This is a genomic window from Fructilactobacillus florum DSM 22689 = JCM 16035 (genome assembly GCF_001436645.1).
Classification (GTDB): Bacteria; Bacillota; Bacilli; order Lactobacillales; family Lactobacillaceae; genus Fructilactobacillus; species Fructilactobacillus florum.
Window position 1 is genome coordinate 36,853 of sequence record NZ_AYZI01000005.1, and the last position, 15,477, is coordinate 52,329.

The following is a 15,477-nucleotide window of genomic DNA, read 5'->3' on the forward strand; positions in this document are numbered from 1 at the left end:
TTGAGAGGTACAATTGGCATTATATCATCTTTACGGGTTTAGAAATTGAAAGGATTTTTTGATGGATCACATTCAATTATTTCCTGGCGAACGAATTGATCAATTATACAGTCAGAAAATAAAAATTATTCAAAGTTCAGCTGTTTTTTCGTTTTCACTTGATGCCGTTCTTTTAGCTGATTTTGCCCAGGTACGCACTAGTTCAAAGGCTCAAATTGTTGATCTCTGTGCAGGAAATGGGGCAGTGGGGTTGTTTGTAAGTCAAAAGACACATGCTAAAATTACCGAAATCGAAATTCAGCCCGAGCTCTGTGATATGGCTAGGAGAAGTGTCACATTAAATCGTTTAGAAGAACAGATTACGGTTTGTCAAGCAGATCTCAGCGATAGTTTACAATTTTTTACTAAAGAATCCGTTGATAATGTATTGGTAAATCCCCCTTATTTTCCAGTAGCTGCCACTAGCCTAAAAAATCCAAACCAGCATTTGGCGCTAGCACGACACGAGATTGCTACCAATTTAGCCACGGTGGTGGCGATGAGCAGTAAGTTACTGAAAACCGGTGGTACGCTTTTTTTAGTGCATCGGCCAGAGCGACTAACCGAAATTTTAGCAACTTTAGTCCACGAGCGCTTGGTTCCAAAACAAATGCAATTGATCTATCCTCGTATGGGGCAAGCGGCCAATTTAGTATTAATCTCAGCAAAAAAAGACGGCAGACCTGGCGGGTTGAAAATTAAATCCCCAATTGTAACCTATGAAGGAGACAAGTATAGTCCATACTTGCAGCGGTTGTTGTATGCCAAATAAGAAATATTTTATGTATGTATTACTTTGTGGTGATGGCTCATTTTATGGCGGATTTACCACCGATGTTTTGCGACGCTTGCATCAGCATCAGCAGTGCTGTGGTGCTAAATATACCAAGAGCCGACAACCGGTTAGTCTATTGTATAGCTGTCAATTTGCAACTAAGCATGAAGCTTTACAAGCAGAATATCAGTTTAAGCATCAGAGTAGACGCAGTAAGGAAAAGTTTTTGCGGGATCACCAAATTCATTGGTAGTTTAAAGCAGTTACTGAACTTGCCACTTGTATTTTTAATCAAGTGTTTGTATAATTGGTATCGGTATTAATTTACTAATACGCACTCAGACGGTTTTATTCAATAGTGCTCAATGAGTTTTGAATATAAGTCTGGGGAGGTCTAACTATATTTTGGAGGTTTTATTATGGCTGTAGTATCAATGAAACAGTTGTTGGAAGCAGGGGTTCATTTTGGACACCAAACTCGTCGTTGGAATCCTAAGATGGCGAAATATATTTTTACCGAACGAAACGGGATTTACATCATTGATTTACAAAAGACGGTTAAGTTGCTTGGAGTCGCCTATGATTTCTTGAAAAAAGAAGCTGCAGATGATGCCGTTGTATTGTTTGTTGGAACTAAGAAGCAGGCACAGGACTCGATTGAAGAGGAAGCTAAGCGAGCTGGTTCTTTCTATGTTAATCATCGATGGTTAGGTGGAACTTTAACTAACTGGGATACGATCCAAAAACGAATTAAGTATTTAAAGCAGTTAAAGAAGATGGCCACTGATGGAACCTTTGATCGGTTGCCCAAAAAAGAAGCTTCCTTATTAGCAAAACAAACAGAAAAATTGGAACGCTTTCTTGGTGGTATCGAAGATATGCCTAAGCTTCCTGATGTGATGTTTATTGCTGATCCACACAAGGAACAGATTGCTTTGAAAGAAGCGCAAAAATTAAATATCCCTGTGATTGCAATGGTTGATACTAACACTGATCCTGATGGAATTGATTATGTGATTCCTTCTAATGACGATGCGATTCGAGCTATTCGACTGATTACTGCTACGATGGCAGATGCGATTATCGAAGGTCGTCAGGGTGAAGATGAAGTTAGTGAAGAAAGCTTTGAAAAAGCTGATTCAACTAGTGAATCTGAAGATAAATAAGCAGTTAATGGCTGACTTTGCTGAGACCAATGCGGCCTAGCAAGTTGGCTTTTTTAATCGATATATATATATATATATAAAGGAGAGTTAGTTATGGCAAATATTACAGCAAAACAAGTTAAAGAATTACGTGACAAAACTAGTGCCGGCATGATGGATGCTAAAAAAGCACTGGTGGAGGCAGATGGTGATCAACAAAAAGCAATTGATATCTTACGTGAAAAGGGAGTTGCCAAAGCACAAAAAAAGAGTGGGAACACTGCTGCTGACGGATTAACTCGGGTTGCTATCCACGATGACCGCGCTGCAATTGTAGAAGTAAACTCCGAGACGGATTTTGTGGCTGCAAACGATGATTTTAAAGATTTAATTGATGCAATTACTGATCAAATTGCGTTAGAGCAACCGGCTAATTTAGAGGCTGCTAATGAGCTTCACCTTGAAGATGGGAAAGTTCAAGATGAAATTATTCACACTAGTCAAATTACAAATGAAAAGATCACTTTACGTCGGTTTGAAACAATGACAAAGACTAGCGATCAAAGTTTTGGAGCTTACCTCCACAATGGTGGACAAATTGGTGTGTTGGTTAAATTAGACGGAGCTAATTCTACGATTGCTAAGGATGTAGCAATGCATGTGGCTGCGGAAAACCCAGAATTTTTAACGAAAGATGACATCTCCAAAGAACGCCTTGAGCACGAAACCGAAGTTTTGAAAAAAGAGGCTCTGTCAGAAGGGAAACCTGCTAACATTGTTGAAAAAATGGTTGTTGGTCGTTTGAACAAGTTTTTGGCAGGGATTTGCCTGGCAGACCAACCATTTGTAAAAGATCCTGATCAAACCGTTGGCGAATATGTGAAAGCAAATGGTGGTAAATTAGCCGGCTTTGTTCGTTACCAGGTTGGTGAAGGAATTGAATCGGCTTCAGAAGCTGAAGACGAATAATTATGAGAGTTGGCGGGTTCGCCGACTCTTTTTTTGTGGCTAGAATGCATGCTGTTGTTCTAAAAATATTTATGCTAAAATTAAACCATCATGGAATATTTCAGGGGGAAAATTTTAATGTCTGAGTTAAAATATAAACGAATCATTTTAAAGCTAAGCGGGGAAGCGCTGGCTGGAGAAAAGGGATTTGGGATTAATCCTCCGGTAATTAAAAAAATTGCTAAAGAGATTCACGATGTTTATAACCAAGGAATTCAGATTGCAATTGTCGTTGGTGGTGGCAACATGTGGCGTGGCGAAGCTGGTGCTGAAATGGGCATGGAGCGTTCCCAAGCTGATTATATTGGGATGCTATCAACAATTATGAACGGTTTGGCATTACAAGATAACCTCGAATCTGAGGGAGTTCCAACAAGATTACAGACTTCAATTGAAATGCGACAGATTGCAGAACCATACATTCGGCGAAAAGCAATTCGTCATCTTGAAAAGGGACGAATTGTTATTTTTTCTGGTGGAACTGGAAACCCTTATTTTTCAACAGATACAACCGCAGTTTTGCGGGCGGCTGAAATCGACGCCGATGCAATTCTGATGGCAAAAAATGGAGTTGATGGCATCTATTCGGCTGATCCCAAAACCGATGCTTCGGCTATTAAGTATGATAAATTAACTCAACTTGATATTTTGAATAAAGGCTTGCAGGTAATGGATTCAACGGCAAGTTCCCTATCGATGGACAATAACATTCCATTGGTAGTTTTCAATTTAAACGAGCCGGGGAATATTAAACGAGTTGTTCATGGTCAAAATATTGGAACAATTGTGGAGGGGAAATAATTTATGGCAGGACAGCAACAGTTAGTTAAAGATGCACAAGATAAAATGAAAAAGAGTAATTCAGTATTAGCAACCGATTTAAGTCAGATGCGAACGGGACGAGCTAATGCCAACGTATTAAAACCGGTTCGCGTTGATTATTACGGTGCTAGTACGCCACTAAATCAAGTCGCATCGATTTCAATTCCGGAAGCACGGATCATCATGGTGACACCTTATGATAAGAATTCATTAGGAGACATTGAACGTGGGATTTTGGAAGCTGACTTGGGATTAAATCCGATGAATGATGGTGACAACATTCGAATTGAGATTCCCCAGTTAACTGAGGAACGGCGTCAAGAAATCGCTAAAAAAGCTAAGGCAGTTGGAGAACAGACCAAAGTAGCAATTCGTAACATTCGACGTGATAGTATGGATTTAGTTAAAAGACAAAATAAAAGTGATGAACTTAACGATGATGAGGCTCATGATTTAGAAAACCAGATTCAAACGGCAACGAATGATGCCATTAAAAAAGTTGATGAGATTGTAAAAGATAAGCAACAGTCAATCATGACTGATTAGCTTGGGATTGAAACTATGAACGAACAACCGCAAGAAATTTTGCCTGGAACGCCTGCTTTCGATAGGATGGTTTTTCGGTTAAAGAAAACACCAACTGCAGATAATATTGCAGTGTTTGATTTTTCTAGTCAGCGGCTAGTCCGATTGGAGCCGCAAGTGTATACAATGCCAGCTTGCCTGACCCATCAATTGCAGATCTTTTTTTTGGTTACTAAAACTGTTCCTGGTGATTGGGTAATGGCCTTCTCGCGGGCGACTATGGATGATCAAAATCAGGTGACTAATCTGTCAGCAGCACTACCAACGGGACAAGGCTTAAATCTGATTAGTGAGAACAACCCAGCAATAGCTAATCAGTTGCTACGGTATTTTCAAACATTAGCGGATGCAAATTATGGCGAATGGAAATTAATTGGTTAAAGGGTGAGATTTCTCATCCTTTATTTATGCTAATGATGGAGTAAATCATGGATCATGAATTAGATGAACACCGACTTCCAGCTCACGTTGCAATTATTATGGACGGAAATGGTCGCTGGGCACAGCAACGTCATTTGCCAAGAATTGCTGGACATAAACGGGGAATGAACGTCATTGAAGAAATTACAACAACTGCTAGTGATTTGGGAATCAAAGTTCTAACTGTCTATGCTTTTTCAACGGAAAATTGGAAAAGACCAGCGAAAGAAATAAAGTACATTATGAGTTTGCCAACGATTTTTTTTAAAAATTTTGTTCCTAAATTGATTAAAAACAACATCAAGGTAACAACAATCGGTGATGAATCAGCGCTACCACCAGCAACTCAAGCAGCAGTAACAGCTGCTAAGGAAGATACGAGTGAAAACACCGGGATGATTTTAAACTTTGCGATTAATTACGGCAGTCGTGATGAATTAGTTGAAGTAATGCAGAGGTTAGGTAGTTTTGTTCAGCAAGGAAAGTTACGTCCCGATCAGATTACAGCAGCAACCATTGCTTCCCAATTAGAAACAGCTCAATTTGGTGAAGCTGCTGATCCAGATGTAATTATTCGAACAAGTGGTGAGCAACGCTTGTCTAATTTTTTGTTATGGCAAGCTGCTTATAGTGAACTCGTATTCACGAATACGCTTTGGCCGGATTTCACCTCGGCAGATTTTATGGATTGCTTACTAGAGTTTCAAAACCGACATCGGCGCTTTGGTGGCGTAAAAAACAAATAGGAGAAGACCAATCATGAAGCAACGGACTATAACGGCAGTAATCGCTTTATTAATTTTTATTCCCATCATTATTTTAGGCGGAGTGTGGGTTAGCAGTGCGGCAGTCGGATTGGGCTTGCTAGCAATGGCAGAGATTTTCATCATGAAGAAGAAACTACTAATTTCTCCAGAGGCGTTAATTACGTTTGTTGGAGTGACTGCGATTATTATTCCCAAGGCTTTTTTAGGGTTTCTCCCCGCCGCATGGTCACCCTCCTTTTCATTTTATGTAGTAGTGATGTTATTATTACTAACAACGGTTTTTTCCAAAAATAAGTTTAACTTTGATGATGCCGGGGTATATACGTTAGCAATGCTATACATTGGAATGGGTTTTAATTATTTCATTACGGCTCGCCAGGAGGGACTGACAACCCTTTTGTATGCTTTGCTAATTGTTTGGTGTACGGACACAGGAGCTTACATGGTTGGAAAGTACTTTGGTAAGCATAAATTAGCTAAGCATATCTCTCCTAATAAAACTTGGGAAGGTTCCATCGGTGGAACAATTTTGGCTACGCTGATTGTTAGTATTTTTACCATAGTTTTTCCAATTGGAAATTTAACACTACTTCCTATGATTGCGACTACCATTTTATTATCTATTGGTGGTCAACTGGGTGATTTGGTTGAATCAGCGCTTAAACGTTACTATGGAGTTAAAGATTCCGGCAAAATCTTACCAGGTCATGGTGGGATTTTAGATCGTTTTGATAGTCTGTTATTTGTATTACCACTGCTACATTTATTTGGAATTATCTAGTTGAAAGGTATGTGAGGTTGTGTTAACTACCATTATCAGTTTTATTATTGTGTTTGGAATTTTGGTCTTTGTCCATGAGTTTGGTCATTTTATCGTTGCAAAACGAGCTGGCTTAATGGTGCGAGAGTTTTCAATTGGAATGGGGCCAAAACTGTTCTTTTATCACTATCATCAAACAACTTATACGTTGCGCCTTCTTCCGATCGGTGGGTACGTCTTATTAGCTGGCAATGATGACGATGAAGTTAATCAAATTAAGCCAGGGACAGATGTTCGGCTCCAACTAAATCAGGCGGGTATTGTAACTAAAATTGATTTGAGTCGCAATCAACAATTACTACAGGGAATTCCATTTCAGGTTGCCAAGGCCGATTTAGTTAATACCCTTGAGATTAGTGGATATGAAAATGGAGCTGAAGAAATAAAAAAGCAGTATCAAGTTGACCATGATGCGTTAATAGTTCAACCAAACGGAATCGCACTGCAGATTGCTCCCGTTGATGTCCAATTTCAAAATGCTCCGGTTTGGAAAAAGCTACTGGTTAACCTAGCTGGAATTGTTAATAATATTTTGTTGGCAATTGTTGCTTTTACAGTACTGGCTTTCTTGCAAGGTGGAGTTAGCAAAAATACCAATCAAATCCAGATTAGTAATGTAAAGCCCGCCATTGCAAAACAGGCTGGTTTACAAAATGGGGATCGCATAACAACAGTTAATGGACAGAAAACAGCTAATTTTACTGATCTTAGCCAGGCAATTAGCAAATTACCTGGAAAACGAGCTAAATTAACTGTCAAACGTGGCCAACAAGAGAAAGATGTAGTAGTAAAATTAGGTTCCAAAAAAGTTCAAAAACAACGAGTTGGCTATTTAGGGATTACCGCTGCAGTCGACCATAGCTTACGAGCAAAATTTCTAGCTGGATTTTCACGAACCTGGATGACAGCCAAACAGCTTTTTGGGGCACTGTGGTATATGGTTAGCGGTCATTTTTCACTAAATGATCTGGGTGGTCCGGTGGCGATTTTTGCCACCACCTCACAGGCAACTTCATATGGAATGGTTGGCGTTATTTCATTTTTAGCTTGGCTGTCAATTAACTTGGCGATCGTTAATCTGATTCCGATCCCCGCGCTTGATGGGGGCAAAATTCTTTTAAATGTCATTGAAATGTTACGTGGCAAGCCACTTTCAGAACGGTTTGAAACGTTGCTTACAATTGGGGGCTTCGTCTTTTTGATTGGGCTGATGCTCTTGGTAACGTGGAACGATATTATGCGGTATTTTATCCGTTAAATTAGAAGTGAGGAAAACTATGCGACAATCAAAAATATTAATTCCAACACAAAAGCAGGACCCAGCGGGAGCCGAAGCATTGAGTCATAAGTTGTTGTTGCGGGCAGGCTTTATTCGGCAAATCTCAGCGGGAAACTATGCGTACTTGCCACTAGCTTACCGGGTTTTAGCTCGAATTAAGACCATTATTAGAGAAGAGCTAGATCGCACGGATGCAACGGAAATGTTATTACCGACAATGATTCCAGCTGAATTTTGGAAAAAATCTGGTAGATATGCTGCTTACGGGCCCGAACTCTTTCGATTAAAGAATCGCCATGATACCGATTTTATTTTGGGACCAACGCATGAAGAAACAGTTACGGAACTGATTAAAGCAACAGTTAGTTCTTACAAAAAATTACCTTTAAATATTTATCAGATTCAATCTAAATATCGAGATGAGGATCGTCCTCGATATGGGTTACTCCGCAGTCGAGAATTTATGATGCTTGATTCTTACTCTTTTGCTGCTTCAGATGAAGACTTGGATCAGACCTATCGCGCTATGCGACAGGCTTTCACTAAAATTTTTGATCGAATCGGGTTAGACTATCAAAGCATTATTGGAGATAGCGGTAGCATGGGTGGCTCTGATTCAATGGAGTTTTCTGCACCAGCTGCTGTTGGTGAAGATACAATTGTGTACTCTGACAATAGTGAATATGCCGCTAATCTTGAAATGGCGACAAACTTAGTAATGAACAAAAAATCCCATGCTGAGCCCCAATCGCTTCAGGTGGTAGCAACTGCTAACTGTAAAAATGTAGCAGATGTTGCAGCGCTTTTAGAGGTTTCAACTGACCAAATTATCAAAAGTCTTTTGTATGATGTTGATGGGCAACTGGTCTTGGTTTTATTACGTGGATCACAAACAGTAAATGAAAATAAGCTGCAAAACTTTTTTAATGCCGATCGCCTTCAACTAGCAGATGCAATTGAAACAAAGGTGCAAGTGTTGCAAGATGGAACGCTTGCACTTCCCTCCAAAATGGTTGTCGTCGCTGATGAATACGTTCATGGGATGGTAAATGGTGTAATTGGGGCCCCAGCAATGGCAGTGATTGTTAACAGTCAGGGCGCTAAGTTGCCAAATGTAGACCTGACAACGGATCCTATTGGTAAACACTACACTGGTTTTAATCCCAGTCGTGATTTTCCTGACTTACAATATGGCGATTTTCGCATGGTTAATGAGGGGGATATTTCTCCTGATGGAAGCGGAGTATTGCATTTTACCAAGGGAATTGAGGTTGGGCACATTTTTAAATTGGGTACTAGATATTCTACTAGTTTGGATGCTACGATCTTAGATGAAAATGGTCGTCAGCAGCCGGTTATTATGGGCTGTTATGGAATTGGCGTAAGCCGACTGCTATCAGCAGTTACTGAGCAACAAGCTGATGAAAACGGTCTAATTTGGCCACGGAGTATTGCTCCGTTTGATGTCCATGTGCTTCCAATTAACATTAAGGATGAGAAACAAAGAACTTTAGCTGAGCAAATTACCACTAATCTTGAAAATGATGGTTTGGAAGTACTTTTAGACGATCGGAAAGAACGCGCAGGAGTTAAATTTGCTGATGCAGATTTGATTGGAATCCCAATTCGGATAACTCTCGGCAAAAAAGTTGCAGAAGATATTGTTGAGGTTAAGATTCGTAAAACTGGTGAAACCATTGAGACGCGAGTTGATGATTTGAAAAATACAATTGATATTTTAGCTAAAAACATTTAAATGGCTAAGCCAGTTTTTACTGGCTTTTTTGCTTGCGAGGGAAGGAGAACGTTGTGCCTTTAGATCAAACTGAGACATTTAATAAACTACTTGATCAGTTGCAAATTCCAACTGAACAACGGTCAGTTTTCCAAGGTGGGAAGATTGAAGGGGTTATCGTCCACGAGAAATCGAAGTGTTGGGAATTTAATTTTTATTTCCCCGAAATTTTACCGTTTTCAGACTTTAACAATTTGGTTATGCAGTTAGAAACGGTTTTTACGCCGATTGCTCGAGTAGATTTTACTATCAAAACTACGCAATCCCAATTGGATGACCGTAAGCTCGGTGATTATTGGGATTGGGTGGTAACTCATGCTGACTTGCAGTCCAGCTTTGTTCAGGAGCTTTGTGATAAAAATGTCCCAAAATTAGATAACGATCACCGCGTAACTTTTTTAGCAGTCAATGAGATGGTTCAGCGTTTCTTAACTGAAAAGGGACTCGGTTCCATTGAACGTACCTATCAAAAAGTCGGTTTTCCTAAATTTAACATCCATACAATGGTTGATGACAGTGCCTCTCAAAAACAACTGGAGAATTTACAGACGCAAAAAAAGGCACGAGATGAGAAACTTGCTGCGCAAGCCCAGCAGGCAATGAATCAAACTACGGTTCAAAAAGAGGCCCACCAGCGGGGAAAAACAGCAGTAATTGGCAGAAAAATTGCTGACGGAAGTGAAACGACGCAGCTAGAACAAATTACTGATGAAGAACGGTCAGTAATAATTAATGGGTACGTTTTTGATCGTGAAGTCCGAAAGCTACGTTCTGGTCGTAAGCTACTCATCCTAAAGTTAACCGATTATTCATCGTCAATAACGGTTAAGAAATTTTCAAAGGATGACGAGGAAGCCCTTCAGTTTGATCAGCTACAAGTGGGGGACTGGTTGAAAATTCGAGGAACAATTCAAGAGGATAACTATGCACATGAGCTTGTTATGAATGCTTATGATATTAACCCAGTTGTTCATGAAAATCGTCAAGACCAAGCCGAACCCGCACAAAAACGGGTGGAGCTTCATCTGCACTCGAATATGAGTCAGATGGATGCGACCAATTCGATTACTGATTTTGTTAAGCAGGCGCATACCTGGGGACAACCAGCGCTTGCGATCACTGACCATGATAATGTTCAGGCATTTCCCGATGCTTTTCGTGCTGCAGAAAAATATCAAGTAAAGATGTTATACGGAATGGAAGCAAATGTAGTTGATGATGGTGAACCGATTGCTTACAATGATGCGCACCGATCATTAAGGGATGCAACTTATGTAATTTTTGACACTGAAACAACGGGATTATCGGCTGTTTATGATCGGGTAATTGAATTATCAGCAGTTAAGATGCAAGGAAATCAGGTCATTGAAAAATTCGAAGAATTTATTGATCCCAAGTTTCATTTGTCAGAACAGACAACCAATTTGACATCGATCACCGATGAAATGGTGGCAGGTTCTAAAAGTGAGGCTGAGGTTTTTCGGCTTTTTCGGGAGTTTTGTGGTGACGCTATTATCGTTGGTCACAACGTTACGTTTGACATTGGATTTATGGATACTGGTTATCGTCGGCATGACATGGAAGAAATCAAAAATCCAATCATTGATACGCTCACACTCTCCCGCTTTTTATATCCTGATTTTAAAAGTTATCGATTAAATACACTAGCTAAAAAATTTGATGTAGCCTTGGAACATCATCACCGTGCGATTTATGATGCTGAAACGACGGGAAAATTAAATTATTTATTTTTAAAAGATGCTGAATCCGAATATCATATTGAGTTTCATGATCAATTAAATGAACATATGACAGAAAATGATGCTTATAAGCACGCTCGCCCCTTTCACGCCATTTTATTAGCGCAGACGCAAGCTGGATTAAAAAATCTGTTTAAGTTAGTTTCGCTTGCTCACATCAAATATTTTTACCGAGTTCCTAGAATCCCACGGAGTGTTTTAACAGAATATCGTGATGGAATTTTAGTGGGTTCTGCTTGCTCAAGTAATGAAGTTTTCACCGCCATGATGCAAAAAGGGGAAGCAGCAGCGTTAGCCAAAGCTGATTTTTATGATTATTTAGAGATTCAACCACCAGCTGCTTATCAACCATTACTTGATCAAAAATTGATAAGTGATCGGGGAAAGTTACAAGAAATCTTAAAGAAAATGGTTTCGGTCGCCCATAAAGTCCAAGTTCCAATTGTGGCAACGGGAGATGCGCATTATTTAGAACCACATGATGCCATTTATCGTAAGATTTTAATTAATTCTCAGGGTGGAGCTAATCCACTAAATCGAACGGAATTACCAGATCTCCATTTTCGGACAACGGATGAAATGTTACATGATTTTAGCTTTTTGGGAGAAGCAACTGCTAAACAGTTGGTTGTTACTAATCCTCAAAGCATTGTTGATCGAGTTGATGAAATCCACCCTTTGAAGGACAAACTATACACTCCCAAGATGGAGGGGGCGGAAACAGAAATCAAGGAGCGGAGCCTTGATCGTGCACACCAATTGTATGGTGATCATCTCCCTGAGATTGTCCAGCAACGACTTGATCGGGAACTTAAAAGTATTATCGGTAATGGATTTTCCGTGATTTACTTAATTTCTCAACGTTTGGTAGCTAAGAGTAATAAGGATGGTTACTTAGTTGGATCTCGAGGTTCGGTTGGGTCAAGTCTTGTTGCCACAATGACCGGGATTACGGAAGTTAACCCGCTTCCCCCGCACTATCGTTGTCCGCAGTGTCATTACTCAAAGTTTTTTACAAAGGGTGAATATAGTTCTGGATTTGATTTACCAGCTGCCCAGTGTCCGGAGTGTAAAACAACCATGATTGGTGATGGTCATAATATTCCCTTTGAAACCTTTTTAGGTTTTAAAGGGAATAAAGTCCCTGATATTGATTTGAATTTTTCCGGTGATTATCAGGCAATTGCCCATAACTATACGAAGGTACTCTTCGGTGAAAATAATGTTTTCCGAGCAGGAACGATTGGAACGGTTGCTGATAAAACCGCCTATGGGTATGTGAAGGCTTATGAACGAGATACCGGGAAAAACTTTCGCAATGCTGAGATTGATCGGTTAGCAAAGGGAGCTACTGGAGTTAAACGAACTACTGGTCAACATCCAGCTGGGATCATTGTTGTTCCTGATTATATGGATATCTATGATTTCACTCCTATTCAATATCCAGCTGAAGACCAGCATGCTGCGTGGAAAACAACTCATTTTGATTTTCATTCAATTCATGATAATATCCTGAAGCTTGATATTTTAGGGCATGATGATCCGACCATGATTCGGATGCTTCAAGACTTATCTGGGATTGACCCCTATTCGATTCCTATGAATGATTCAGGAGTTATGTCATTGTTTAGTAGTCCTAAAATTCTCGGTGTTACGAGTGAAGCCATTTCCTCAAAAACCGGAACTTTAGGGATCCCAGAGTTTGGGACGCGCTTTGTTCGAGGGATGTTAGAAGCCACCCATCCACAGAACTTTTCCGATTTACTACAAATTTCTGGACTCTCGCATGGAACTGATGTTTGGTTAGGAAATGCTGAAGAATTAATTAAGGAAGGCATTGCTACCATTTCAGATGTGATTGGTTGCCGTGATAACATCATGACTGATTTGATTAATTGGGGAGTCGATACGGAAACTTCCTTTCAAGTTATGGAACAGGTGCGGCATGGTCGTGGAATCGATGATGAGAAGCAAGCGGTACTGAAACAAGCGAAGGTTCCAGACTGGTATATTGATTCGTGTCTTAAGATCAAATATATGTTTCCTAGAGCACATGCTACGGCGTATGTATTAATGGCGCTGCGAGTGGCTTATTTTAAAGTCTATTTCCCATTAGTATATTATGCAGCTTATTTTTCAGTTCGTGCTGATGATTTTGATGTGGTTGCAATGGCTCGTGGAACTAACGCTGTTCAGGATTTAATCCAACAGATTGAAGCTAAAGGATCAGAGGCCTCAACTAAGGAAAAAAACTTGTTGACGGTCATGCAGTTAGCTAATGAAATGTTAGCTCGTGGGTATCAATTTGAAATGGTTGATTTGGAGCGTTCAGATGCGGCGCAGTGGCTGATGGATGGTGACCGCTTGTTGGCTCCATTTAGTGCTATTCCTGGATTAGGGCTAAACGTTGCAAAACAGATCGTGGCAGCTCGTGCCGATAAACCGTTTATTTCTAAAGAAGACCTAGCTAAGCGAGGTGGGGTATCTAAGACCATCATTGAGTTTATGCGGCAACATCAGGTTTTGAACGACTTGCCCGATGAAAATCAACTTAGTCTCTTTGATCTATAGTGATTGTCATGACATGCAATTCGTGATACTATTAGAGTACGATTAATCAACTCTCTTGGAGTGAGCAGCGATGCTCACTCTTTTTATTGAAAGCATTTTGGAGGAAAATAGTTGAGTGAAGCAAACGAAATTATTAAGCAAGTTGCGGCAGTGGTGACGCCCATCCTGCAGGCTCATCAGTTTTATTTAGATCGGATTGAATTTGTTAAAGAAGCTGGAAACTGGTATCTAAGAGTTTTTATCGATAAGGATGAGGGGATTACTCTTGATGACTGTGTGTTAGTCAGCGATCAACTGGGGACTCGTTTGGACGAACTAGTACCAGATCCGTTTGTGGATCCCTATTTTTTGGAGGTTTCGTCCCCAGGGGCAGAACGCCCGTTATTAAACGAAACGGATTATCAGCATGCCCTCCATCGATTTATCCACGTTAGTTTGTACCAAAAATTGGAGCAGCAGAAGGAGTTTGAAGGAACGCTAATGGAGCTTGACGCAGACGAGCTTACTTTGTCGGTTAAGCAAAAAGGAGTTAGGCAAACGGTGGTAATTCCACGTCAACTGGTTGCCAAAGCTCGTCTAGCAATTGACTTTAGTCAGGAGGAATCACGATGAGTAAAGAATTAGTAAGTGCCCTTGATGATCTCGAACGAGAAAAAGGGATCAAAAAGGATGTGGTGATTGAAGCCCTAGAAGCAGCACTGGTTTCAGCTTATAAACGCAATTATGATCAAGCTCAAAATGTATCGGTAGTTTTTGATGAAGCCAAGGGAAACATGAATGTTTATGCAGTGAAAAAAGTGGTCTCTGATGTTAGTGATCCACGACTCGAGGTTAGTTTGGACGATGCGTTGAAAATTAATCGTGGCTATGAACTTGGAGATGAGATCAAATTCCAAGTCACGCCCAAAAATTTTGGGCGCATTGCTGCGCAGACCGCCAAACAGGTCATTATGCAAAGGGTGCGAGAAGCCGAACGGGCAACTGTTTATAATAAATACAGCAAATATCAAGATGAATTGGTAACTGCTGAAGTTGAACGGCAAGACAATCGGTTTGTATACTTGACCTTAGATGGGGTGGAAGCCGTCATGGCAGCTAAAGATCAAATGCCAAATGAACATTATCGTCCCCAAGATAAGCTTAAAGTTTATGTAACCAACGTCGATGATGCAGCTAAGGGTCCTCAAGTTTTTGTTAGCCGCACGGCCCCAGGGATGTTAAAGCGATTATTTGAACAAGAAGTTCCAGAAGTTTATGATGGGACGGTGGAGATTGTCTCAGTTGCACGAGAAGCAGGCGATCGTTCTAAAGTAGCGGTTCGGTCTAACCAGCCAAATATTGATCCAGTTGGAACGACTGTCGGTCCGCGCGGACAACGGGTGCAAGACATTTTGAATGAATTAGATGGAGAAAACATTGATATTGTTCAGTGGAATGATGACCCAGCTGAATTCATTGCAAACGCACTCAATCCCGCCGATGTTATTGATGTAATTTTCAAAGACGGTCAGGACAAAGCTTGCACAATTGTAGTGCCAGACGACCAGCTATCATTAGCTATTGGTAAACGTGGGCAAAATGCCCGATTAGCTGCTCGATTGACTGGATACCGGATTGATATCAAATCGGAATCTGAAATGAATGATTCTGAAGAGGAAGCACCGGAAGCAACAGAATAGGTAAAGGGGGTC

14 protein-coding genes are annotated in these 15,477 nt (G+C 40.4%); all 14 read left to right on the forward strand.

Translation table 11 applies throughout. The annotated features are described in order from the left end of the window. Positions 1-61: 61 nt before the first annotated feature. The 14 genes from FC87_RS03655 to nusA all read left to right on the forward strand — a co-directional run bounded on the left by FC87_RS03655 (position 62) and on the right by nusA (position 15,465). The gene (locus FC87_RS03655) at positions 62-811 is read left to right on the forward strand and encodes a tRNA1(Val) (adenine(37)-N6)-methyltransferase (RefSeq protein WP_009167255.1); all 750 of its coding nucleotides are present in this window, start codon (positions 62-64) and stop codon (positions 809-811) included. After that, positions 801-1,067 carry a GIY-YIG nuclease family protein gene (locus tag FC87_RS03660; RefSeq protein WP_035421385.1) on the forward strand — a complete coding sequence of 89 codons (267 nt, stop codon included), beginning with the start codon at positions 801-803 and terminating at the stop codon, positions 1,065-1,067. Before FC87_RS03655 ends, FC87_RS03660 begins: the two co-directional genes overlap by 11 nt. 166 nt (positions 1,068-1,233) lie before the next feature. Continuing rightward, entirely contained in the window at positions 1,234-1,980 is a 747-nt protein-coding gene (rpsB, locus tag FC87_RS03665; RefSeq protein ID WP_009167253.1) for a 30S ribosomal protein S2, read from the forward strand. Positions 1,981-2,073: 93 nt separating this feature from the next. After that, positions 2,074-2,928 (forward strand): translation elongation factor Ts, encoded by an 855-nt coding sequence (gene tsf, locus FC87_RS03670; RefSeq protein ID WP_009167252.1) that lies wholly within the window; start codon positions 2,074-2,076, stop codon positions 2,926-2,928. A 117-nt stretch (positions 2,929-3,045) separates the two neighbouring features. After that, the gene (gene pyrH / locus FC87_RS03675) at positions 3,046-3,768 is read left to right on the forward strand and encodes a UMP kinase (protein WP_009167251.1); all 723 of its coding nucleotides are present in this window, start codon (positions 3,046-3,048) and stop codon (positions 3,766-3,768) included. Positions 3,769-3,771: 3 nt separating this feature from the next. After that, positions 3,772-4,335, forward strand: a complete 564-nt coding sequence (frr, locus tag FC87_RS03680) for a ribosome recycling factor (protein ID WP_009167250.1) — start codon at positions 3,772-3,774, stop codon at positions 4,333-4,335. A 15-nt stretch (positions 4,336-4,350) separates the two neighbouring features. Next, the gene (locus tag FC87_RS03685) at positions 4,351-4,755 is read left to right on the forward strand and encodes a hypothetical protein (protein WP_035421383.1); all 405 of its coding nucleotides are present in this window, start codon (positions 4,351-4,353) and stop codon (positions 4,753-4,755) included. Between the two features lie 47 nt (positions 4,756-4,802). After that, entirely contained in the window at positions 4,803-5,540 is a 738-nt protein-coding gene (locus FC87_RS03690) for an isoprenyl transferase (RefSeq protein WP_035421380.1), read from the forward strand. Positions 5,541-5,553: 13 nt separating this feature from the next. Further along, entirely contained in the window at positions 5,554-6,342 is a 789-nt protein-coding gene (locus FC87_RS03695) for a phosphatidate cytidylyltransferase (protein WP_035421379.1), read from the forward strand. 19 nt (positions 6,343-6,361) lie between these two features. Continuing rightward, positions 6,362-7,639: an RIP metalloprotease RseP gene (gene rseP / locus FC87_RS03700; RefSeq protein WP_009167248.1), complete on the forward strand. Its 1,278-nt coding sequence runs from the start codon at positions 6,362-6,364 to the stop codon at positions 7,637-7,639. 19 nt (positions 7,640-7,658) lie between these two features. After that, entirely contained in the window at positions 7,659-9,416 is a 1,758-nt protein-coding gene (locus FC87_RS03705; protein WP_056961667.1) for a proline--tRNA ligase, read from the forward strand. A gap of 53 nt (positions 9,417-9,469) precedes the next feature. After that, entirely contained in the window at positions 9,470-13,786 is a 4,317-nt protein-coding gene (locus FC87_RS03710; RefSeq protein ID WP_056961669.1) for a PolC-type DNA polymerase III, read from the forward strand. Between the two features lie 111 nt (positions 13,787-13,897). Continuing rightward, complete coding sequence (rimP, locus tag FC87_RS03715; protein WP_009167245.1) at positions 13,898-14,398, forward strand: ribosome maturation factor RimP; 501 nt, start codon at positions 13,898-13,900, stop codon at positions 14,396-14,398. Continuing rightward, on the forward strand, positions 14,395-15,465 hold the full coding sequence (gene nusA, locus FC87_RS03720; RefSeq protein ID WP_051393774.1) for a transcription termination factor NusA: 1,071 nt from the start codon (positions 14,395-14,397) through the stop codon (positions 15,463-15,465). The genes rimP and nusA overlap by 4 nt, the downstream gene beginning before the upstream one ends. The last annotated feature ends 12 nt before the right edge of the window (positions 15,466-15,477 follow it).